General features: G+C 68.1%; 22 protein-coding genes. 12 read left to right on the top strand and 10 right to left on the bottom strand.

All coding sequences use genetic code 11. From position 1 onward, the window contains the following. Positions 1-15: 15 nt before the first annotated feature. On the bottom strand, positions 16-483 hold the full coding sequence (locus KME78_RS49495; RefSeq protein ID WP_308127421.1) for a MerR family transcriptional regulator: 468 nt from the start codon (positions 481-483) through the stop codon (positions 16-18). Between the two features lie 36 nt (positions 484-519). Between KME78_RS49495 and KME78_RS49490 the strand changes: the two genes are divergently transcribed. The 5 genes from KME78_RS49490 (at position 520) to KME78_RS49470 (ending at position 6,317) form a co-directional block, all read left to right on the top strand. Then, complete coding sequence (locus KME78_RS49490; protein WP_219536968.1) at positions 520-729, top strand: hypothetical protein; 210 nt, start codon at positions 520-522, stop codon at positions 727-729. Between the two features lie 93 nt (positions 730-822). Then, positions 823-1,260 (top strand): Fur family transcriptional regulator, encoded by a 438-nt coding sequence (locus KME78_RS49485; protein ID WP_219536967.1) that lies wholly within the window; start codon positions 823-825, stop codon positions 1,258-1,260. Between the two features lie 32 nt (positions 1,261-1,292). Beyond that, entirely contained in the window at positions 1,293-3,524 is a 2,232-nt protein-coding gene (katG, locus tag KME78_RS49480; protein WP_219536966.1) for a catalase/peroxidase HPI, read from the top strand. Positions 3,525-3,804: 280 nt separating this feature from the next. Beyond that, positions 3,805-5,322: a phenylacetate--CoA ligase family protein gene (locus KME78_RS49475; RefSeq protein WP_219536965.1), complete on the top strand. Its 1,518-nt coding sequence runs from the start codon at positions 3,805-3,807 to the stop codon at positions 5,320-5,322. An 8-nt stretch (positions 5,323-5,330) separates the two neighbouring features. Continuing rightward, complete coding sequence (locus KME78_RS49470; protein ID WP_219536964.1) at positions 5,331-6,317, top strand: hypothetical protein; 987 nt, start codon at positions 5,331-5,333, stop codon at positions 6,315-6,317. 1 nt (position 6,318) lies between these two features. Here the strand turns inward: KME78_RS49470 and KME78_RS49465 are convergent, their stop codons facing one another. Next, positions 6,319-9,375 (bottom strand): AfsR/SARP family transcriptional regulator, encoded by a 3,057-nt coding sequence (locus KME78_RS49465; RefSeq protein ID WP_219536963.1) that lies wholly within the window; start codon positions 9,373-9,375, stop codon positions 6,319-6,321. A 294-nt stretch (positions 9,376-9,669) separates the two neighbouring features. Here KME78_RS49465 and KME78_RS49460 point away from each other — a divergent pair, with 294 nt between their 5' ends. Beyond that, positions 9,670-10,713: a hypothetical protein gene (locus KME78_RS49460; protein WP_219536962.1), complete on the top strand. Its 1,044-nt coding sequence runs from the start codon at positions 9,670-9,672 to the stop codon at positions 10,711-10,713. Positions 10,714-10,860: 147 nt separating this feature from the next. Beyond that, on the top strand, positions 10,861-11,280 hold the full coding sequence (locus KME78_RS49455; protein ID WP_219536961.1) for a hypothetical protein: 420 nt from the start codon (positions 10,861-10,863) through the stop codon (positions 11,278-11,280). A gap of 125 nt (positions 11,281-11,405) precedes the next feature. On the opposite strand, the gene KME78_RS49450 is transcribed toward KME78_RS49455, so the two are convergent. The 4 genes from KME78_RS49450 to KME78_RS65380 form a co-directional block, all read right to left on the bottom strand. Further along, entirely contained in the window at positions 11,406-11,663 is a 258-nt protein-coding gene (locus KME78_RS49450; protein WP_219536960.1) for a hypothetical protein, read from the bottom strand. 75 nt (positions 11,664-11,738) lie between these two features. Then, on the bottom strand, positions 11,739-12,737 hold the full coding sequence (locus KME78_RS49445) for an IS481 family transposase (protein WP_219536959.1): 999 nt from the start codon (positions 12,735-12,737) through the stop codon (positions 11,739-11,741). A gap of 225 nt (positions 12,738-12,962) precedes the next feature. Beyond that, the gene (locus KME78_RS66755; RefSeq protein WP_219536958.1) at positions 12,963-13,280 is read right to left on the bottom strand and encodes a helix-turn-helix domain-containing protein; all 318 of its coding nucleotides are present in this window, start codon (positions 13,278-13,280) and stop codon (positions 12,963-12,965) included. Beyond that, positions 13,277-13,639, bottom strand: a complete 363-nt coding sequence (locus KME78_RS65380; protein WP_308127420.1) for a type II toxin-antitoxin system RelE/ParE family toxin — start codon at positions 13,637-13,639, stop codon at positions 13,277-13,279. The genes KME78_RS66755 and KME78_RS65380 overlap by 4 nt, the downstream gene beginning before the upstream one ends. A 505-nt stretch (positions 13,640-14,144) precedes the next feature. Here KME78_RS65380 and KME78_RS49430 point away from each other — a divergent pair. Together KME78_RS49430 and KME78_RS49425 are read left to right on the top strand one after the other, a co-directional pair. Next, a complete protein-coding gene (locus KME78_RS49430; RefSeq protein WP_246653733.1) occupies positions 14,145-15,389 on the top strand; it encodes a serine hydrolase domain-containing protein in 1,245 nt (414 codons plus the stop codon). A gap of 234 nt (positions 15,390-15,623) precedes the next feature. Beyond that, positions 15,624-16,151, top strand: a complete 528-nt coding sequence (locus KME78_RS49425) for a hypothetical protein (protein WP_219536957.1) — start codon at positions 15,624-15,626, stop codon at positions 16,149-16,151. Between the two features lie 7 nt (positions 16,152-16,158). Here the strand turns inward: KME78_RS49425 and KME78_RS49420 are convergent, their stop codons facing one another. From KME78_RS49420 to KME78_RS49405, 4 genes are all read right to left on the bottom strand, one after another. Further along, entirely contained in the window at positions 16,159-17,280 is a 1,122-nt protein-coding gene (locus tag KME78_RS49420) for a CU044_5270 family protein (RefSeq protein ID WP_219536956.1), read from the bottom strand. Further along, positions 17,280-17,897, bottom strand: a complete 618-nt coding sequence (locus KME78_RS49415) for an RNA polymerase sigma factor (protein WP_219536955.1) — start codon at positions 17,895-17,897, stop codon at positions 17,280-17,282. The genes KME78_RS49420 and KME78_RS49415 overlap by 1 nt, the downstream gene beginning before the upstream one ends. A gap of 284 nt (positions 17,898-18,181) precedes the next feature. Beyond that, positions 18,182-19,111 (bottom strand): CPBP family intramembrane glutamic endopeptidase, encoded by a 930-nt coding sequence (locus KME78_RS49410; RefSeq protein ID WP_219536954.1) that lies wholly within the window; start codon positions 19,109-19,111, stop codon positions 18,182-18,184. Positions 19,112-19,339: 228 nt separating this feature from the next. Then, positions 19,340-19,693, bottom strand: coding sequence for a DoxX family protein (locus KME78_RS49405; protein WP_219536953.1), 354 nt, complete (start codon positions 19,691-19,693; stop codon positions 19,340-19,342). A gap of 360 nt (positions 19,694-20,053) precedes the next feature. On the opposite strand from KME78_RS49405, the gene KME78_RS49400 reads away from it, so the two are divergent. From KME78_RS49400 to KME78_RS49390, 3 genes are all read left to right on the top strand, one after another. Then, entirely contained in the window at positions 20,054-20,620 is a 567-nt protein-coding gene (locus tag KME78_RS49400; protein WP_219536952.1) for a TOPRIM nucleotidyl transferase/hydrolase domain-containing protein, read from the top strand. Between the two features lie 195 nt (positions 20,621-20,815). Further along, positions 20,816-21,694, top strand: coding sequence for a metallophosphoesterase family protein (locus KME78_RS49395; protein WP_219536951.1), 879 nt, complete (start codon positions 20,816-20,818; stop codon positions 21,692-21,694). Between the two features lie 111 nt (positions 21,695-21,805). Continuing rightward, a complete protein-coding gene (locus KME78_RS49390; protein ID WP_219536950.1) occupies positions 21,806-22,339 on the top strand; it encodes an RICIN domain-containing protein in 534 nt (177 codons plus the stop codon). The last annotated feature ends 315 nt before the right edge of the window (positions 22,340-22,654 follow it).

Raw genomic sequence — 22,654 nt, 5'->3', positions numbered from 1 at the left:
AAGGCCACTACCCGATCAGGGAGTGGCCTTTCTCGTGTGGTTCTCGCGGTTGGGCGCCCATAGCCGGTCGGCGTCGCCGGCGGCGAGCCGGCCTCGGTAGACGTCGATCTTGTGGTCGATGAGCTTGAGGTTCTCCTGTATCTCGGCGAGCTTGGCGCTCACGTCGGCGCGGTGGGCCTCCATGAGGGCGAGTCGTTCCTGCTCGTTGCCGTGCCCGGCGGCGACGAGCTGGGCGTAGCGCCGGATGGTCTTGATGGGCATGCCGGTGGCCCGCAGCCTGGTGCAGACCTTGATCCAGTCCAGGTCCAGCTGCTGGTAGCGGCGCCGGCCGCCGGCGGTGCGGTCGACGGTGGTGACGACCAGGCCGGCGCGTTCGTAGTAGCGCAGGGTGTGCACGCTCACCCCGGTGCGGCGGGCGGCCTCGGCGATGCTCAGGCCGGTCTGGGGGTCGGAGTGAGCCGTTTGCGGCTTGACTTCGAGCACGCTCTAAATTCTAGCGTCGCGATCTCCGGGGCGATCGTGGGATCGGCCTTGGCCGGCGGCGGGACGGCGTACATCCGCGCTGAGCACGGCGTGTGGTGGCTGGTACTCGGGCTCGGCACCGGCATTCTGATCTTGGGACTGCTCAGCACGGGGCGCTGGGCCTCGGACACCGCCGGGCGGGCGGCGGCGCTGTTCGAGGCGGTGGACCGGGGCGCGGATCTTGGGGAACACCCGGCCGGCACCTAACTCGGCAACGGGACAAACGTTGCCAACGCGTCGCTAGACTTGCATAATTCGTTATCTTGTATCTTTCGTGTTTATGTGGGTAGGTTTGGCGCTATGACCGCATCCAGGACTCCGACCACCGCCGAGGAGCTGCGCGGTGCGGGCCTCCGGGTGACGGCCGCCCGCGTCGCACTGATCGAGACCGTCCGTGACGGTGACCACCTCGACGTCGAGGCGATCGCCGCCGGTGTACGCGATCGCGTAGGTCACATCTCCCTGCAAGCCGTGTACGAGGCCCTCAACGCGCTCACCGCAGTGGGCCTCGTACGCCGCATCGAACCGGCCGGCAGCCCGGCCCGGTTCGAAGGACGCGTCGGGGACAACCACCACCACGTCGTGTGCCGGTCGTGCGGTGTCGTCGCTGACGTCGACTGCGCGGTCGGCGAGGTGCCCTGCCTGACCGCGTCCGACGCCCACGGCTTCTTGATCGACGAGGCCGAGGTCATCTACTGGGGCCTGTGTCCCGCCTGTTCGACCGCCAGCAGTTCCTGAGCACCGTGATTCCATAGTCCGGAAGGATCCCCATGTCCGAGAACCATGACGCAATCGTCACCGACGCGAAGGCGGAGGGCGCAGGTGGCTGCCCGGTCGCGCACGAGCGCGCGCCGCACCCGACGCAGGGCGGCGGAAACCGCCAGTGGTGGCCGGAGCGGCTCAACCTGAAGATCCTCGCCAAGAACCCCGGCGTGGCCAACCCCCTCGGCGAGGAGTTCGACTACGCCGAAGCGTTCAAGACCCTCGACCTCGCGGCCGTGAAGCGGGACATCGCGGAGGTGCTGACGACCTCGCAGGACTGGTGGCCGGCCGACTTCGGCAACTACGGCCCGTTCATGATCCGGATGGCGTGGCACAGCGCGGGCACCTACCGGATCAGCGACGGCCGCGGCGGCGCCGGGGCCGGCCAGCAGCGCTTCGCCCCCCTCAACAGCTGGCCGGACAACGGCAACCTCGACAAGGCTCGCCGCCTGCTGTGGCCGGTCAAGAAGAAGTACGGCCAGAAGCTCTCCTGGGCCGACCTCATGATCCTCACCGGCAACGTCGCCCTGGAGTCGATGGGCTTCAAGACCTTCGGCTTCGGCGGCGGTCGTGCGGACGTCTGGGAGCCCGACGAGGACGTCTACTGGGGTCCCGAGACCACCTGGCTCGGCGACGAGCGCTACACCGGCGACCGGGAGCTCGAAAACCCCCTCGGCGCGGTCCAGATGGGCCTCATCTACGTCAACCCGGAGGGCCCGAACGGCAACCCGGACCCGCTCGCCGCGGCCCGCGACATCCGTGAGACCTTCCGCCGGATGGCGATGAACGACGAGGAGACGGTCGCCCTGGTCGCGGGCGGTCACACCTTCGGCAAGACGCACGGCGCCGGCCCGGCGGACCACGTCGGCGCCGACCCCGAGGCCGCCTCGATCGAGGAGCAGGGCTTCGGCTGGAAGAACAGCTTCGGCACCGGCAAGGGCGCCGACGCGATCACCAGCGGCCTTGAGGGCATCTGGACGAACACCCCCGTGACGTGGGACAACAGCTTCTTCGAGATCCTGTTCGGCTACGAGTGGGAGCTGTTCCAGAGCCCCGCCGGCGCCAACCAGTGGCGGCCGAAGGACGGCGCCGGGGCTGACACCGTCCCCGACGCCCACGACCCGTCGAAGCGCGTCGCACCGACGATGCTGACGACCGACCTCGCGCTCCGCATCGACCCGATCTACGAGCAGATCTCACGACGCTTCCTCGAGAACCCCGACGCGTTCGCGGACGCCTTCGCGCGGGCGTGGTTCAAGCTCACCCACCGCGACATGGGCCCGATCGTGCGCTACCTCGGCCCGGAGGTCCCGGCCGAGAGGCTGCTGTGGCAGGACCCCCTCCCCTCGGTGACCCATGAGCTCGTCGACGCCGCGGACATCGCCGCCCTCAAGGGCCAGGTCCTCGCCTCGGGCCTGTCGGTGTCCCAGCTCGTGTCCACCGCGTGGGCGTCGGCCTCGAGCTTCCGTGGCAGTGACAAGCGCGGCGGCGCCAACGGTGCGCGCATCCGCCTCGAGCCGCAGAGCGGATGGGAGGTCAACGACCCCGACCAGCTGGCGATCGTGCTGCGCACCCTGGAAGGGATCCAGCAGGCCTTCAACGCCGCCCAGACCGGCGGCAAGCAGGTCTCGATCGCCGACCTGATCGTGCTCGCCGGTGCCGCGGCCGTCGAGCAGGCGGCCAAGAACGCCGGCTTCGACGTCGAGGTCCCCTTCACGCCGGGTCGGGTGGACGCCTCGCTGGAGCAGACCGACGTGGAGTCGTTCGCCGCTCTCGAGCCGACCGCCGACGGGTTCCGCAACTACCTCGGGAAGGGCAACCGGCTGCCGGCCGAGTACCTGCTCATCGACCGGGCGAACCTGCTGACCCTGAGCGCCCCCGAGCTGACCGTCCTCGTCGGTGGCCTTCGCGTCCTGGGCGCGAACCACCAGCAGTCGCAGCTCGGCGTCTTCACCACGACCCCCGGGTCGCTGACCAACGACTTCTTCGCCAACCTGCTCGAGCTGGGCACGACGTGGCAGGCGACGTCCGAGGACGCGAACACCTTCGAGGGGCGCGACGCCGCCACGGGCGCGGTCAAGTGGACCGGCACTCGGGCGGACCTCGTCTTCGGGTCGAACTCCGAGCTGCGCGCGGTCGCGGAGGTCTACGCGAGCGACGACGCGAAGGAGAAGTTCGTGAAGGACTTCGTCGCGGCGTGGGACAAGGTGATGAACCTCGACCGGTTCGACCTCGTCTGACGCCATCAGCGTGCTGACCTGCTCCGATAGTGGCCGTGTAGCGATCGTGTAGTCCCCGCTACGAGAGTCGTTCCTGTCCCTCACAGGGGCAGGAACGAAAGGGGAAGATCATGATCAAGACGGCCCGGTTCTACGCGCGCTTCGTCGCCAGCGCCCTCTCCACCGCCGTGTTCGGCCTCAACGGCTGACGTTCGGTCCTACTTGACGGCCTCTGGGTACGGCCTCGTGCCGGCCCAGGGGCCGTCGTGTTCCAAGACCACGGCGCAAAGGATGGGACAGGATGTTCGGGACAGCCGCCCGGCAGATGGGTTACGCCTGGTCGATGCTGGCAGGCCGGCGATTCCGGGTGAAGGACGTGTCCGCGCTGGTGGACGACATGCGCGCGACCCTGGAGGAGTTCGGATCCCCCGGTGAGGGCGCGGGCGACATGCTGACCGCGCCCGATCCCGAGATGCAGCGCGAACTCGCCGCGCGCAGGCTCCGGCGGACGGTGCGCTTGACGGCCCGCGACACCCCTTACTACCGGCGGTGGTTCGAGCAGCACGGCATCGACCCGGGATCCATCACCCTGGACTCCCTGGCGTCGATCGAACCGACGACGAAGGCCGCGCTGCGCGACCTGCCTTCCGCGTTCGTCGCCGACGGGGCCCGCCCGGCCGTACTCGCCCAGACCACGGGCACGACGGGTGTGCCGACCATGGTCTGGTTCTCCCGGTACGAGATCGACCTGATGTCCGGCATGTCGGCCTTGGCGCTGATGCTGGCCGGTGGGCTCCGCCCTCAGCATGTCTGGGCCAACTGCATCACCTCGCGGTCCATCGCCCAGATCCTCGTCGAGAGGGCGGTGACCATGACCGGGGCGGCCTTCGCCCACGTCGGCCTCGTGGACCCCCGTGCGACGCTGGACCGGTTGGCGGTTCCGTTGCACGTCCCGGGCAAGCAGCCACAGGTGACCCACCTCAACACGACGGCCTCCTACCTCGCGGCACTGGTCCAGGAAGCCGAGCAGGGCGGATGGGACGCGAAGGACTTCGGTCTCGAAGAGATCCACTCCGGCGGCGAGGTCCTCACCGACGCGCTGAAGGAACGCGCGGAGGCGATGTTCGGGGCTCCCGTCCTGGACGGCTACTCGATGACGGAGATCTTCCCCGTGGCCGGCCAGGTCTGTGGGCAGGGACACCTGCACATCCCCACCGACCAGGGGCACGTCGAGGTGCTCGACCCCGAGACCTTCCAACCGGCGGCTCCGGGGGCCCACGGTGTGCTGGTGGTGACGCCCTACACCATGTACCGCGACACGACCCTGCTGCTCCGTTACGTCACCGGTGACATCGTCAAAGTGCTGCCCGAGAGCGAGACGCCGGCCTGCGAGCTCGCGGTCGTACCGGCGACCTCACGGATCCTCGGCCGGCTGTCACCCTCGTCCCTGACCACGCGCGACGTGCTGGACCTTCTCCAGTCGGAGCACGAGATCCCGCTCCCGACGCGATACGCGCTGGAGGAGACCGGGTCGGGACCGGTGTTGCACGCCGTGACCGGCAAAGTGACCGGCAAGGAGAGCCGCGCGCTGCTGTCCCGGCTGGAGGAGCGCGTGGCCGACCTGAAGCTTCCCCTGCGGGGCATCGAGCTCGTCGACGATCCGGCCGACCTGCCCGGCCCCTGCCGCGTACGCGCGGACCTGCGCGAACACACCTTCGAGCAGGTCACGGCCACCGCGTCCGCCCGGGTGGCCAAGCCGGCCCTGCGGGCCGCCGCGGAGTCGGCCGCGGAGGCCGTCGCCGAGATGGGAGTCCGATGAGCGCGCCGATGAGCGAGGCGGTCCTGCGCGGACTGGTCCTCTACCTGCTCGTCCTGCTGACCGTGGGTGCCGCGGCGGGCTACTTCGCCAAGGTGACGATGCCGCGCCCGCCGGTCGGCACGTTCGTCTGGACCGACATCTGCGTCATGGTCGTGATGCTCGTGGCCATGCCGTTCGCCTACATGCACATGCCGATCGCGCTCGTCGTCACGATCTTCGGCGTGGTGCTCTTCACCGTGTCGCAACTCGCCCTGTCGCCGATGCTGGGCGGCCGGAACGCCGCACTGGCGGCCGCCCTGCTCTGCGCGGCGGACGTGGCCGCGTACTTCGCGGGATGGCCGACGGCGGTGCTCGTCGTCAACGACCTCACGATGATCCTCCTCACGGTCGGGGTCGCCAACCTGTGGGCGCAGGCGGGGATGAAGGCCGCCCACGTGGCGGGCCTGGCCGCGGCGCTGACCGTCTATGACGCCCTCGCCACGGGCGTGAGCTCGCTGACGGCTGACTTCGTGTCCCGGGTCGAAGGGTTGCCGTTCGCCCCGATCCTCGCCACCGGCTACGGGGCCGACTCGAGCCTGGCCGGTCTCGGCGACTGCCTGATGCTGGCCGTGTGGCCTCTGGTGGCGGCCAAGGCGTACGGCAAGGCGGCCGGCTGGTGGGCCGCCGTGACCGAGGCGGCGTTGCTGCTGGGCCTGACCCTCGCCGTCCTGTTCGCCGAGCTGGAGCTCTTCCCGCTGCTGCTGCCGCTGGGGCCGCTGATCGTGGGACAGCACCTGTTCTGGCGGCGCCGCGACCGGGCTCGCGCCCTGCGGAGTGAACCGGATCGGGTGGAGCTCACCGCGGCGCTGGCCGATCTCCCCGCTGCCGAACGCTCCTGGGTCGCGCTGCACGGAGGTGCCGTCGTCGCGACGGGGACATCGCCGGGTACGGCCCGGCGGGCGGCACGTCAGGCAGGCGTCACAGCCGTACCGGTCGTACGGGGAACAGGTGGCTGAGTCACCCGGCGGGCATCTGGCGCAAGGTATCGAGAAAGGCACTCACCTCCGCCGCTTCCGCGGAGTCGAAGCTGTGGAAGATGGCGAGCGCCTCGTTCCAGGCCGCCGCTGCGGCGTCCGGGTCACCGAGATCGGCATGGACGCGGCCGATCTCGCGCAGGACCCGGGCGCGCCAGTGCTGCATCTCCTTGACTCCCAGCACGTCGAGCGCGTGCGTCAGGTGCCGCAGTGCCTCGGGCGAACGGCGGCGCCGGAAGGCGACCTCGCCGAGGGCGTACGCGGTGAGCGACTCACCGTACATGTCACCGAAACGGGCGAAGCTCCGCTGGCAGCGCGTGAGCGTCCGCACCGCCTCGTCGAACCGTCCCACCGCGCCCAGGGCTTCCCCCAGCCGGCGCTCCGTCATGGTGGTGATGATCGGATAGCCGTGCCGGCGGCTGAGTTCGAGACTCTCCTCATAGCGCCGGATCGCCTCCGGCACCTCGCCCTTGCTGTAGTGGGTGATGCCCAGGGCGCGGAGCAGGATCGCCCGGGGGTACGCGGTGCGGCACCCGCGCGCCAGCTCCAGTCCGCGATGGCAGACCTCGGCGGCCTGGTCGTGGTGGCCGAGCTCAAGGTGGATCGACGTCAGGTGGATCAAGGTACTGAGCAGCCCGCCGTGGTCGCCGAGCTCCTCGAACCGGTCGACGGCTTCCGTGGTGCGATCCAGCGCCTCCTCGAAGTCCGCGGACATATGCCGGCAGATGCCGAGGCCGCTGAGCGCGTACGCGGCGGAGTGCCGGTCTCCCCTGCGCTCGAACAGCTCGAGCAGTGACGCGAACTCCGGCAGCGCGTCGCCGAACATCCCCCGCTCCACCATGAGATCCGCCCGCATCAGCCGGGTGGTCAGTATCGAGGGGGTGTGCTCCAGCCGGGTCGCGGCGGCGATGACGGCATCGTGAATCCGGGTGGCCTGGTCGAAGAAGCCGTGAATCCGGAGGTAGGCCGTCAGATGGTAGGCCAGCTCGCAGGCGAGAGCGGGTCTGTCCAGCGCGGCCGCGAGCTCGACCACCGCCACCATGTTCCCGCGTTCCTCCATCAGCCACTCGGAGTCGCCTCGCCCTGCTGTCGGGCGGGACTCGCCGGCGCCCGGCGTGGGCGCGCAGGGCAGGGGGAGATCAGTGACGGCCGCCGCCACCCGGTCGAGACTCTCCCTGACGAGCCCGAGCAGAATCGCGCGCCGCCGTGCCTCGCTCTCCTCCGCCTCGGCCTGCTCCCGCGCGAACGCCCGGAGCAGATCGTGCAGCCGGTATCGCAGACCGCCCGCGGCGCAGGCTTCCGGCCCGTTCACCAGACCGGCGACGACCAGGGTCTCCAGGGCGCGATCCGTTACCTCCCGGGACTCTCCCAGCAGCGCCGCCGCGGCCCACTCGGGCACGCTTTCCAGCCCGCACAGGCCGAGCAGCCGGAACATCCGCCGCGCCACGTCGGTGAGGGCGTCGTAGCTCACAGCGAAGTTGGCGCGAACGGTCTGCTGGCCCAGAGCCAGCTCGTCGAGACGCCGGCGAGTGTCCTCCAGTCGGGCCGCGAGGTCGGACAACGGCCAGGCGGGCCGGGCCGACAGCCTCGCCCCCGCTATGCGGATCGCCAGCGGCAGGCGTCCGCAGGCGCGCAGAATCGAGGCCGCCGCCGTCGGCTCCGCGCGCACGCGGGCCTGTCCGGCCACCCGTTCGAGCAGCTCCACCGCATCGTCATCGTCGGGTACGTCCAGCAAGATCGCCTGAGCCCCGGGCAGGGCGAGCTGCGCACGGGAGGTCACCAGCACCGCGCCACGCGCTGTGCCCGGTAACAGGGGCGACACCTGCGCCTCCTCCGCCGCGTCGTCGAGGATGATGAGGATCTCGCGATCCGCGAGGCGCGACCGGTACAGAGTGGCGCGCTCTTCGAGCGTGTCGGGGATCGCGTTCCCGTCCACCCCGAGTGCTCTCAGCAACTCCCCGAGAATGCGCCAGGGATCGCGCGGCGCGGGCGAGGCCGCGCCGAGCCGTACGTAGAGCTGACCGTCGGGGAAGGCGGGCCGGAGCAGATGCGCCAGGTGGATCGCCAGGGTGCTCTTGCCGAGTCCGGGGGCGCCTGACAGGGCCACGATCACGGGTGCGGAGACCGCGGGGTCCCTGCCGCGCAGAACCGTGGTGATCGTTGTCAATTCTGCGCTTCTGCCGACGAAGTCGGCGAGGTCCGCGGGTAGCTGGCAGATGTGGTGCCACGTTGTCGTGGTGTCTGGTTCGGCGGGCTCGTGCTGCGCGGTAGCCGGTGCCGGAGCGCTGGGGGCTGACGGTTGATCCGCCAAGAGGTTCGCGTGGAGCCGGCGTAAATCCTCGCCCGGCTCGACGCCCAGCTCCTCCACCAGGACCGTCCGCACCCGGCGGTAGGCGTCCAACGCCTCGCCCCGCCGCCCGGCCCGGTGCAGGGCGAGCATGAGCTGACCCCAGAGACGCTCGCGCAGTGGATGCGCGTCCGCGATCTTCCGCAGCTCACCGATCAGCTGGTCATGCTGCCCGAGGGCCAGCCGGACGTCGATCCAGTCGGAACGCGCCTGGTACAGCTCCTCCTCCAGCTCGGCGATCCGGGGCGTCAACACCTCACCGAGCACGAGGTCCTCGGCGGGCCGGCCCCGCCAGAGCGCCACCGCCCGCCCGAACGCCCGCTCGGCGACCGTCAGCTCGCCCCGCTGGACGGCCAGCCGCCCCTCGCGCGCCACGTCACTGAAGATGAGTGCGTCCAGCTGATCGGGCTCGGCGCGCAGCAGATAGCCGGACCCTTCGGTCCGCACGATCTGGTCCCCACCGGGAATCGCCCGCCGTAGCTGCCAGACGTGGGTCTGGATGTTGGCCACCGCGGTGGTCGGAGGCTCGTCCCACAGCGCGGCCACCAGCCCGTCCCGGGAGATCACGGTGTTGGCGTTGAGGAGCAGAGTGGCCAGCACGGCTCGAGGTTTGCCCCGAAGATGGATCGGGGCGCCCTCAAGGAACACCTGAACGGAGCCCAGGACGGCGAAATTCACCCGCTGGTACGCCATGTAGTGGCCAATCCCTTGCGTTACAACACCGTACTCGTGAACTTTGGTGCGCCTACTGAGCGTTCGGCGGAGGATTGTTGTCGGGATGCGGTCGGCGAAGGTCAACTGCCGTATGACGCCGCCGAGAATACCGATCGCCGGCGATCTGTCCACCATGATCGCGGACGTTCTCGCCCCGGCGCCACCTCGGCCTGGCCTCGTTCCGTACGAGACCGTCCGTTAACCTGATCTTCGCTTGCCCGTCAACCAGGACTCCTAGCGTGGCGTTCCTTGATCACTAACAAGGAGTGAGCCATGCGCGAACCGCAGCCGACCGCCGAGGACGAATGGAGCGCGTGGGAGAACCTGCCCATTCGCGAGAACTACTGGCCGGGGCTCGCGCTCGAGCACAGCAGCGGGTACGAGGTCGACCACGGGCGGCTGCAGACGATCGGCAAACAGCTCATGACCCAGTTCGACGCGGTCTATCGCCTGCTGCACAGGCGGTTCGAGTCAGCCAAGATGACCGGCACCATCTTGAACTGGAAGGCCGCGATCACGGTGTCGGACGTCATCACCGGCTTCGAGCAGGCACTCTCCTGCCTGACCGGGGACGCGATGATGGAGTGCGCGATGGCGGCGGGTCTGGTCTCCACCAGCGGCCGTAGTTACAAGCTCGCCGACGTGGACAGCTGGCGCGCGAAGCCGGAGGCGTGGATCACGATACCGGAGACGAGTTGGAGCCCGAAGGGCGACTACCGGGTCAGCAACGCCTACCCGAACGGCTCCATCAGCCCGCGCATCCTCAAGGAGAACGACGGTGATCCGGTGACGGAGCTCATCACCGACGACACCTCGCACCACGGCCTGAACAGAGCCCAGATCAGGGAAATGCTGATGTCGTGGAAGCCGCAGGTGCTGACCGACTACGCCGCCGCCACGAACGCCATCGCCAACGGTCTCGTCGAGGTCGCGCACGGGATCGTGTTCCGCGCCCAGGAGATCCGTGACGCGCCCTGGCACGGCCCCGCGGCCGACAAGGCGCAGGAGGCGCTGAAGTCCATCTTCGAGACCGTTCGCGGGCTGGCGTCCGTCCACGGTGACATGGGACTGCGCACCACCGAATGCGCCGAGATACTGACCAGCGCCCAGCATCGTTTCGACGCGGTGGTCAACAAGGGCGGCTGGGAGTTGTCCGACCTCTGGAGCGGCGACGACAAGGACGCCGCCGAGTTCATGACCGGGGTCAACAGGCAGCTGGGTGACGTGATGCGGCGACTGCCGGGCGCTGCCCAGCTCGGCCTGCCGGGCCTCATCCCGGAGTCGGACCGGGCCATCTACAGCCTGGCCTGGTACTAGAGGAACCTTTGTCGAGCACGTCGGCCCGGTGGTTCGTCCGGCCGGCGAGCCGTCGCACTGCGAGGCGCACCTGACCGTTGCTGCGATCACGCTGATGAGCCGGAGACTCACCCGCTGACTGTCGGTGGCGTGTGGAAGTATTCGATCATGGGTTTAGACGTCTACGCGGTGCGTCCCGGAGATCCATCCGTCACCGGGCACGGCACACTGAGCAAGCCGATCACGTTCCAGTGGATGGTGCCCGAGGACATCGAGCCGTTTGAGAACATGCCGCGCGGTTTTCCCGCGGGCGTGTTCTGGCCGTCCGACAGCGACATCACCGGGTTTCGCGGCAAGGTCTACGAGGGCTGGGTCTCCAAGCACCTCGACACCAGCCTGTACGCGCTGCTCGATCCCGACGAAGTCCAGGTGCTCGCCGACGCGCTCGACCGCTGGCTGGCCGAGCACCCGGATACCGAGATCGACCTCGGCGACGGCCATCCACAGCCAAGGGCGGTCATCGAGTCCCTGGGCCATTTCTTCAAGGCGGCCGCGGCACAGCGGTTGTGGTTCTTCCCGGACTTCTGAGAACGCCCGAAACTTCGGAGAACGCCCGAAGGCGGCGGCCTCTGCTCGGGACTGCCGCCTCCGGGACCGCCGACAGGCTCCTGCACGGGTTACTGGCAGTTCAGGGGTTCGAAGACACCTTCTTTTTAGGCCGGCTTCTTGCAGAAGGTCGTTTCGAAGAGCTGGGTGAAGGTCTTCAGGAAGTCGTTCCAGTCGCCGTTGATGTTGCTGACCAGCGTGTGGGTGCCCCGGCGGTCGCCCATCGCGTACGACGTCGAGCCCTGGATGAAGCCGCCGCCGCCCCAGAGCGTGACCCCGCACGGGAGCGTCTGAGAGTAGACGCCGAGGCCGTACCTGGTGTTGGGCACCCAGTCCGCGCCCTCCGTCGAGACGGTGGTGAACATCTCCTTCTGCTGAGCGGGCGGAAGGAGGCGCCCGCCGAGCAGGGCGCCCAGGAACCGGTGCAGATCCGAGGTCGTCTAGTTGTTCTGTCCCGTGAGGTTGGGTACGCGGCTGGCGGGTGAAAGGCCGTTCAGTGCGGTGTGTCCGCGGTGGTGATTGTAGGTGTGCACCCAGGCCGGTAGGGCGGCGCGGCGTTCGGTTTCGGAACGGTAGGGCTGGGCGTAGGCCCATTCGTCGAGCAGGGTGCGGTTGTAGCGTTCGACTTTGCCGTTGGTCTGCGGGCGGTAGGGGCGGGTGCGTTTGTGGGTGATGCCCGCCGCGGTGAGGGTGTCGCGCCACAGGTGGGAGCGGTAGCAGCTGCCGTTGTCGGTCAGTACCCGGCGCACGGTGATCCCGGCGGTGGTGAAGAAGGCTTGGGCGCGTTGCCAGAAGGCGGCGGCGCTTTCCTTGGTCTCGTCGGGCAGGATCTCGGTGTAGGCCAGGCGGGAGTGGTCGTCGATGGCGTTGTGCAGGTAGCCGTAGCCGAGGTTGGGTCGGCCGTGGTGGGTGCGGGCCCGGTTGGGGTCGCGGTGGGCTGAGCTGTTGCGCCCGCCTGCGGCCCGGCCGTGCGCGCGGTGGCCGCCGCCGTCGGGGATGTTGCCGAGTTTCTTGATGTCGACGTGGATGAGGTCGCCGGGGGCGGGGTGTTCATAGCGGCGGATCGGCCGGCCGGTGGCGCGGTCCAGGTGGGTCAGGCGGGCGAGCCGGTAGCGGGTCAGGACCCGGTGGACGGTGGCCGGGTTGAGGCCGAGCAGGTAGGCGATGCGGGCCGGTCCCCACCGGCGTAGCAGCCGGACCTTGATGATGCGCCGCTCGATCCGGGTCGGGGTGCGGCGTGGGCTGTGGTGCGGGCGTGAGCTGCGATCGGTCATGCCCGCGCTGCCGTGCCGTCGGTAGCGGCCGGCCCAGCGCCGGGCAGCGGTCACGGCGACCTGGAAACGTTCGGCAGCGCGGCGCAGCGGCCAGCCGTCCTCGACCACGCAGCGGGCCAGGCGCAGACGCCCGAGTTCGGTCAGCGGCGCGTTACGGTGGGGCATGAGGGCCTTTCTGGTTCGGTGGTAGATGTCGCAATCCACACCAAACCGAAGGCCCTCACCCAATTACAAGATCATCGAAGCCATGTCGCCCCGTACTCAACCTCTGTGGTCAGTACATCTAGTCGGCGCTACGGCGCCGCCGGCAGCTGAGCGAGGTGCTCCGCGCCGACGAGGAATAGCCGCCGAACCGCATCGACCGCGCTGCCGGGTGTCTCGCTCGGAACCTCAGGCAATGGCAGCGATGTCACCGTCGTCGAAGTAGATCGACTGATGGAGCCGCCCACCGAGCGCAGTGGCATATCGAGCGAGAACCTCCTGCCCGGAGATCTTTCCTTGCTCGATCTGCGAGACGCGCCCCTTGGTAACCCCCATGCGCTGAGCAATGTCCTGCTGGGTCAGCCCGCGACTCCGGCGGATCTCGGCGAGCCGGTGTCCTTGCACCTTGGCGAGGAGTTCCTGTTTGCCCGCCTCTACGGCTTCCTCACCACCGGCACGTTCGATGTGCTCGGCACGGATGTCCTTCCAACGCACGTATCCCGTCACGATCTGCCCTCCTCCGCCTGCCGTTCCTTCAGATAGGTCTCATAGCGCTGCTCAGCTAGTGGGATGGCCTGCCGATACCAGGCGTTCCACTGCCCCGCTTTATCACCCGCGACCAACAGGATGCTCGATCGCCACGGATCGAAGGCGAACAGGATGCGCACAGTGCCCGGCCGGAGTTCCTTCAGGTTCTGGAGCCGCGACGCGGTGATCGTATCGACCAACGGCCGTCCCAAACCTGGCCCACCATCGGCGAGCGCGTCGATCGCTTGCACGACGCGCGTGTGTGTCGCGTCGTCGAGCCCATCGATCCATTCACGCACCTCATCGACGATGTAGACATCCCATTCATCATCGGCCACATGCTGCAGTATAGCGAATGGTATACACCCGCAAGCGTTCAACGTCGTAAACGATGTGCGGCATGATCTTCCCGTCGTCGCCCTGCCCGCCATGGCCGTGGGGCAGGGCGACAGTAGAGCTTCCATCGAGCAGAGCCAGCAGGCACCGTCCTGCGAATCTCATATAGACGGCCAGCTGGAAGGCGCAGGCGAAGCCTGCGCAGGGATATAAGGCGTCTGAGCGGAGCGAAGTCCTCCAGGGGTCGGGGCTGCGGCCCGACTGGAAGAAGCGCCTGAGTCCCCTAGCGCGAAGCGTCCCATTGCGAAGACCGTTGTGCGCCGGAGGCGCCTCAGGGAGAACAGCCCGAGCGACAGCGAGGACCGCTCGGGGCGGGCTGCCACGGTCAACCACCCAGACGGGCAAGGGGGTGGGTGGTGGCCGCCAACCGGCTTGCGTACGACCGTGCATTGTGAGTACAGTGTTCGCATCAAGCGCACAACGTACGCAACTCCGGAGGAGAGAGCTATGACGACCACCGCCAGCTGGGATATGCAGGGCAACTGGAGCATGCAGGAGAAGCGGGGCCTGTCGGAGGCAGGGGTGCGGCGGATGCGTGACGTGCTGGCCGGGCATGTCGAATCTGGTGCGATTCCTGGGTTGGTCGCCCTGGTCGGTCGCGGAGATGACACGCACGTCGAAGCGATGGGGACGCTGCACACCGACGGCGGCGCGCCGATGCGCAGGGACACGATCTTCCGGCTGGCGTCGCTGAGCAAGCCGATCACGGCCGCCGCGGTGATGATCCTGGTCGAGGAGTGCCGGCTGCGGCTGGACGACCCGATCGACGAGTGGCTGCCCGAGCTCGCCAACCGCCAGGTGCTGACGCGGATCGACGCCCCGCTGGAGGACACCGTGCCGGCGCTGCGGCCGATCACCGTACGCGATCTGCTGACGTTCACCTTCGGGTTCGGGGCGGTGCTGGCGGCGCCGGACACGTACCCCATCCAGGTCGCGATGCGCGAGCTGGGCCTCGACGGCTCCGCACCGGCGGAGGGGCCAGATGAATGGCTTGGCCGTCTGGGCAAGCTGCCGCTGATGTACCAGCCGGGACATCTGTGGCAGTACCACACCGGGTCCGACGTGCTCGGCGTCCTCGTCGGCAGGGTCGCGGGGCAGTCGTTCGAGGCGTTCCTGCGTGAGCGGCTCTTCGACCCGCTCGGGATGAGGGACTCTGGCTTCTCCGTGCCGGCGGACAAGATCGACCGGCTGCCGACCAGCTACGCCCACGATCCGCAGACTGGTGGGCTGGTCGTGTGGGACGAGGCTGCCGGTGGGAAGTACAGCTCGCCGCCGGCGTTCGAAGCGGGCGGCGACGGACTGGTGTCGACGGTGGACGACTACCACGCCTTCTACCGGATGCTGCTGAACAAGGGGGCTCATGGCAGCGAGCGCATCCTGTCCCGGGCGTCGGTCGAGCTGATGACCATGGACCATCTGACGCCGGAGCAGAAGGTCGAGAAGGACGCGTTCGGCGACCACTTCGGCAGGCACGGCGGTTACGGCTTCGGGATGGCCGTCCGCACCCACCGCCGCGACCTGGCGTCCGTGGGCCAGTTCGGGTGGGACGGCGGCCTGGGCACGACCGCGTACGCCGATCCGGCCACGGGGCTCACCGGGATCCTGTTCACCCAGACGGCGATGGACTCCCTGGACACCCCTCGGTTGCACCGCGACTTCTGGACCACGGCCTACCAGACGATCGACAACTGACCTGGATAGATATGGTGCGGCATGCCGGAACTGATCGCCCCCACCACACGTCTGCACGCCGCCTGGCTCGAGGCGCATGCCGAGTGGGGCCAGGCCTCCGCGAGGACGGTTTCGGGTTGCTGCCGTCCGATGAGGTCGAGTCGACGGCCGGGTTCGCGGCCTGGGTGGCGCGGCTGCCTGACGAGTCGGATCAGGAGAAGGCAGCGGCGCCGTGCACGTACCGGTGGATCGTCGATGGTGATCGTGCCCTACTGGACCAGCGCCGCCGCCGACGACACCACACCAACGGACCGCAACTACCGCGACCTGCTGCTCGCCCACGCCGCGGACCTCCAGGCCACGTCCACCGTCCTGGCTGAAGCACTGGCCGCGGTGTCGGACGACCTGGTCACCCACTCTCCCTTCGTCCGCGCGAGCCGAGCCTTCATCCCGATGGTCGCCAGGATGGCGCTCACCGACCAGAGCCAGGCCGGCGGCCCGGAGAACGAGCGGCCCGCCACGGTGGCCGAGGTGTTCTCGTGCCGGGACACGCTGCACAGCGTGCGGCTCCGGTTCGGGGGGATGCTGCTGCGGGCGCTTGAGGGCGAGCTCGCGGTGGGCAACGGCACGCCCGCCCTCCGGGCGCGGGCACTGTCGGAGACGTACGACGGGTGGTGTGCGGAGGCGGAAGCGGGCGCGTCCAGCCAGACGATCCCGATCCGCCACCTGGTCGCCATCCAGTACGGCGGGATTTTGGCAGGCGCCCACCACGCGGCGTCGTGACCGGCTCCTAGTCAGGAAGGGTGGGCCTGGTGTCCTTCCAGCCGGAGTCCACGGCCACCCAGGAGTCCAGCATCCTGCCGGGAACCTGCCATTTCTTGCTGTCGGGGCCGGGTTCGAGCTGGATGTCACGGCTGCCCAGGACATTGCCGGTCCGCTGGTCGAAGAACACATCCAGCTGGATTTTCCCACGGCCGTCGGCGCTCTCAAAGGGGGCCGCGAGGCCGACCGCGGTGCGGCCGAGCGGATCCGTGACGGTGCCCAGTTGTCGCACGCCGGGATAGTCGGTGACCAGGCGGATGAGACCGGCTCGCACCTTGGGCGGCACGGGCGTATCCAGGAGGACGAAGAAGACCTGGTCGAGCATGCCTTTGGGACCGTCGCAGCGTCTCGGCGCTCCAGACCGGCCTGCCGCCAGCTTGATCAAGCCCTCACACAAGAGCTTGCGCAGCTCTCCGGGGTCGGTAGGGAACTCTTGGAGCTCCTGGTAACTGAACTGGCCGACGCCGGCGATGTTGAATGTGCCGCCGCCCTGGTCGTCCGGATTGTCCACCTGCCAGGCACCCGACTTCGTCCTGACGGTCCTGCTCACGCCCGACGAACGCACCGTCCAGCTCGGCGGGGAACCCGCCGCACGCCAGGCGTCGGCGTCGGCGCGGGTCTGGGGCTTGCCCGCGAAGTCACGGCCGTAGAAGGACTCGCCGTCGCCGCGGGTTCTTCCTCTCCACTGGAAGTACTCGCTGCGCTCCTCCACGACGTACCCGCCGGTCCGGCCGAGCGCGAGCGCCGAGAAGCTAGTGCGCTGATGCGTGTACCAGTAGCGACCCTGCTGCTGCAGCTCCGCCTGGGAGGCGGCGGCCAGCATCATGCCGCGAGGCGACAGGGTATGAGGGGTGGCCTCCACTTCTATCTGCGGTCGACCGGCGTCGTGGGTGGTGAGCGCCACGCCCGCCACCACGGCTGCGGCCGTGGTGGCGGCCACCAGGCCGATGGGCAGGCGCCACGCACGGCGTGGGCGTGGCCGTACGGTGTCGGCCTGACTCAACATCCTGCGACGGGCGGCCGCCGCGGCCTCATCGGAGGGCGGAGGCGGGTCGTCGTACACCCCACGTACGAGATGCAGCTCGTTCATCAACGTGTCTCTTCCTCATCGAGCAGCGGATTCGTCCCGCCCAGTGCCTTGCGCAACTTCGTACGAGCCCGGTTGAGCCGCGAGGACACCGTGCCGAAAGGCACGTCCAGAGCCTGCGCCACCTCGTCGTAGCTCAGCCCTGAGAGCGCCACCAGTAACAGCACGTCACGCTGGGCCGCGGGCAGGGCGGCGATGGCCTTGGCCAGCGTGCCTTTGACGCCTTGCGCGCTCACCTTCGCCATCACCTCGTCCTCGTGGCCCCGGGCCGGCTCCGGTTCCGGATGCAGCCGGCCCACGGCACGAAGGAGGCGCACCTCATCGCGCCGGTATCGGCTGATGTGGTTGGTTGCGATGCCATAGAGCCAGGGGCGGGCGCTGCGGTGGCTCGTGTCGTACCGGCGACGCTGACGGAAGGCGAGCGCGAACGTCTCAGCGGAGACGTCGTCGGCGGCGTGTGGACCGAGTCGGCGGGAGACGTACCGGTGGATCTCCGCGTAGTGCGCGTCGAAGACGGCACCGAAACGCTCGGGTTCGTCCCAGGACCGCTCGATCACCACGGCGTCGTCCTGCGACGGTGGGGCGTCGCCCGGGGGATCGGCCAGGTGTGGCTCATTCATTCAACGGCCTTGTGGTCGGCGGGACATTGGTCATCTGTTGTTGTCCGCAGACCGCCCTCGCCTTCCCCTGAATTCTGGCGGGTGAGCAGTCATAGTGTGGCCCGGCCCGCAGGGCGCGGGGGGCCTGGGTCTGCGATCGGGAGTGTCTGTGCGGCCCGGCCGTCCACCGATCTTTGAAGTTCTCGGGTGAGCTGAGTTGCGGATCACAGAAGTCCACGGGCACGACACAAAGCGGGCGTGGGACCGATATTCCGGTCCCACGCCCGCTTTCGTGGCGCGGTGGTTCAGTTCTGATGGGTGACCTCCGGCGTGGGTTCCTCGACCGGTCGGTAACCGAGGCGGCCGCGGGTCGCGACGAGCACCACGATCGCTCCCGTGGTGCTCGCGAGCAGGGTGACGTGGGAGGCCTGCTCGGCGCTGGCGATCGACGGGAACATGTCCGCGTACGCGATCGACAGGAAGTTGTTGATGCTGACGTGCAGCAGCATGACCAGCGGCAGGCTCTGGCCGGTCCGGTTGAACACCCAGGTGAAGACCACACTGAGGACGCAGCAGGAGGCGACGAACTCGCCGATCCTCATCGGGGTGACGTCCGGCCACCCGCCCCACTCGCTCAGGAACAGCGGCAGGTGCCAGAGCCCCCACAGCGGGCCGAGGACGAGGGTGGCGACCAGCGGGCCGAACTTGCGCTGCAGGCGCGGCAGGGCGAAGTCACGCCAACCAGGCTCTTCCGCCAGACCGGTAGTGACCATCTGGAGCAGCAGGCCCGGCAGGTAAGCCACCAGCACGGCGACGGGCGGCATGTGGATGTCTCCGTCGGACACCGCGAGCCCGGTAATGATGATGGCGGCGGGAACGCCGACGGCGGTCGCGACGTACCAGACCCAGCTGACCCGCCATTTCGTCATCCGCCCGACCCACCGGCGAACGCCTTCCTTGCCGTCCGCGACCGCGGTCACGATGAACGCGGCGAGGATGGGCCCGAGATAGGCGCCGGGGAGAACACCGGCGAACTGCGTGCTACCGAGCAGCGAGGGGAACGTGAAATTCACGACCCCCAGACCGGTCGCCGAGAGAATGTATGGCGTCCAGGCGGCCCAGCTCAGCAGATTGGCCAGGACGAAGAAACTGATCAGCGGACGGCGACGGATGAAACCCCGCAGCCCGGTCTGACTCGGATGCTGCTCGATATCCGGCCGGCTGTTGACTGCCATTTCATTTGCTCCTGGGAGGGGGTGCTTGACTGACAGTGATCAGCACACCAGCCGGGGGCCTTCCCAGTCGTTCCCGCGTACGCCCCAACGGGGGTATAGCTAGGGGTACTACTGAGAGAATGCCCAGTTCAGAGCATTGGTTGGAGCAGGAAGGCCGTTATCGAGCCCACGTATTCGCCGTCGTCCATCACCGCGATCGGCGCCAGGTGAGTGAGCCTGCCTCACGGATCACGACCAGTAATAGACCAGGTTCACGGCAAGTGCGGCCACCGCGGTGGCGAAGAATCCGCCCCAATTCACGAGCTTGCGGGAACCCACTCGCAGGTGCGCAAGGAGCGCGCCGATGAAGTACAGCACGAGGCCGGCGGCAGCGAGTGTCCCCAGCATGGGAATGGCGAACCCACCCAACAGCCCCAAAGAGCCCGCCGCCAGCATCATGCCCAACACCGGCACCCACGACCGTGGCAAGCGCTTCATATCGGCCTGAGCCTTGGGAAATTCGTGGCCGATCAGGTAGACGACGGCGGCGCTGCCGTACAGCACCGAGGCGAAGATGGTGATCGTGGCATAAGTGGCGAACATGAGCCCTCCATTGTGGCTGTCTGCTTCAAGACTTCCGTTGAGAAAGCCGGCCAGTGCATCGTTGATCGCTGCCCGTCTTCGGTGGGCGGCGTGAGGTATGACGACCACCGCGAGGAGACGGCGTGCGCGTGGGCATGGCGAGGTCTCCCTTCTCGATCTCAGCGGTGCTTGGGCCTTACGACCTTGCGTCCCAGTAGTCCGACGAAACAACTGCTGAAGATGTCAGGCGACGCGCCACCCATGCCCTGTCTCGTCGAACTGGTGAGCCCGCTGGCAGTCGGAGACCGTGATCTGCGGCTGGTGACCTTCCAACGCGCAAAAGAGGATGAACCTCTCCATGTTCGGTGCAAAGCTGGGCTCGTGAGCGACACTCAAACCGTGGTCTTGGTCGAGGGAGCCAGTGACAAGTCGGCCATCGAAGCGTTGGCCGAGCGTCATGGCCGGAACCTGGCGGCCGAAGGCATCTCCCTTGTGGCGATGGGCGGTGCCACGAACATCGGGACGTATCTCGGCAGGTTCGGCCCTCGCGGTCGCAATCTCCGGCTGGCCGGTCTGTGCGACGCCGGAGAGGAAGGCGACTTCCAGCGGAGTCTCGAGCGCGCCGGCCTGGGATCCGATCTCAGCCGGAGCGATCTGGAGGCGCTCGGATTCTTCGTGTGCGTCGCTGACCTGGAAGACGAGCTGATCCGCGCCCTTGGCACCGCCACGGTTGAGCGCGTTGTCGATGCCGAGGGCGAGCTCAGTTCATTTCGTACTCTTCAGAAGCAACTCGCATGGCGCGGGAGCGCCACTCACGACCAGCTGCGCCGGTTCATGGGATCGGGCAGTGGCCGCAAGATCCGCTACTCTGGCGCGCTCGTCGCGGCACTCGATCTCGATCGCGTGCCGCGGCCGCTGGAGATGCTGCTGGCGCACCTGTCGGGGTAGTCGGAGACGAACCATTTGTGGTTGACGTTCTTCCGGCCGAGGTGCGACGCTCGGCTTGGCTCGGTCGTCGAGATGGCGGTGGAGCGCTGGGATGTGAGTCACCGGTCCAGGGCCGGTGGTTGACACCGCATCGTTGCGCCGCTCGACCGTTGCTGGGCCATGTCCGGATGGCTCTTCGCGAAAGGTCGGCAGGCGATGAAGATCGCTTTCTTAGGTGATGTCCATGGTTGTGTGCTGCACGCGCTGGGTGCGGCCGTGGTGCTGCAGAGGCGCCTGGGGGTTCGGCTCGACGCCGTGATACAGGTCGGCGATCTGGGCGCCTACCCGTCGTTCGATCGGTGGGACGAGTCGAGCCGTCGTTTCGCCCGGGACCATCCCGCTCAGGGGGACTTCTTTCGCCTGCTCGATCCGTCGCCGGCATTCGCCGAGGGGGTGCGCTCGGCTCTCGGGCGGGTTCCCTGTGTGCTGTTCGTCAGCGGCAACCATGAGGATCACGACTGGCTGGCCTCCTTGCACGACGCGTCGGCCACCGAGGTCGTGCCGGTGGACCCGCTCGGCGCTTACCGCCATGTCGCCTGCGGGAACGTGGTCGAGGTCGCCGGGCAGCGCGTGGCGTTCCTCGGGCTGATCGAGGTTCCGGGGAAGATGGACCTGGACGAGAGCGCGTACGCGCGGCTGATGGCGGTCGGACCGGGTGACGTGGACGTCCTGGTCACTCATGACGGCCCGTACGGGATGTCACGCGATCGGCGCGGGAACGTGCAGGGCTCGGCGAAGCTGACCGCGCTCATCGAGCACCTGCAACCACGCCTGCACGTCAGCGGCCACTACCACCACCTCAACGGCCCGCGCCACTATGGCCGCACGACCTCCTACGCGCTCGCCCAGTTGGTGCAGCCCAAGTTCACCCGGTGGGAGCCGGAGCCGATCAACCCCGAACAGCAGGTGACGGCCGGGAGCATCGGCCTGTTCGACACCGAAACCGGCAACTTCGAATACGTACAAGATGATTGGCTGGCCGGCATCAGAGGGGATGCGCTGGACCTCGCCGAACTCGTCGCGGCCCACTCCTGAAGCCGGCAGCACATCACGACACGCGACAGGGTTGCACACAGAGTAATTGATCAATAACTGTCGGCCATGGCATGGTGCTTGAGTCTTGATCAACTCTTCTGGGGGCCAATCATGCTTGCTCGCCGTCTGCTAGCCATCGCTGCCATCTCCATCGCGGCGGGTGCGGCAACCACCATGCCCGCCGCCGCCTCTACTCACCAGCCCGCCGGCCGCACCGCCCTGGGCTGGCCCGCAATGTGCGTCGATGTCAGCAACTACCGTGGCAACGGCACCCTGATGTACCAATGGCAGTGCGAGAGCAACAACACCAACCAGAAGTTCGTCATCGACAGCGGCCTCATCAAGGTGGAAGACACCGTCGGCCGGAGCCCGGTGATGTGCCTGGACTCCTCCAACGGCCGCACCAACGGCACCCGGGTCTACCAGTGGCAGTGCCTGAACAACGGCAACCAGTTCTGGGTCATCCAGAGAGACATGATCATCCTCAAATCCACCATCAACTCCGGCAACCCCCTGTGCCTGGACGCCACCAACGGCCGCGGCAACGGCATCCAGGTGTACCTGTGGCAGTGCGAGAGCAACAACACCAACCAGAAGTTCGTGATCAGCAATGGCCAGATCGCGATCAAGGACACCCTGTCCTGATCTCTGGTACGCCGTCCCTCTTTTAGCGCAGGGCATCCTCGGCAGGCAGGACAGCAACCCGGGCTCCCGGTGGACCGGGGCTGAGCAACGAAGCCCCGGACCGTCAGACACCAGCCGCCGTCAGCGGGAACGGAGATCATCAGTAGCGGCCGGTGCCGACCTTGTCGTGATCGATTGCCCATGCTTAAGGGCCTGTCCAGTAAACGGTGTAACTCGATCTTGAATTAGTTCTATGGGGTGGTCGGGTTCAGGCGGCCTTCGAAGGTGATGGCGAAGGCGTTGAGAGCGGCTTTCCAGCGGGTGATCCAGCGTTTG

This window comes from Nonomuraea guangzhouensis, from assembly GCF_019396345.1.
GTDB classification, from domain to species: domain Bacteria; phylum Actinomycetota; class Actinomycetes; order Streptosporangiales; family Streptosporangiaceae; genus Nonomuraea; species Nonomuraea guangzhouensis.
Note: the sequence above shows the minus strand (reverse complement) of the source record. Positions and strands in the feature narration are given on the sequence as shown.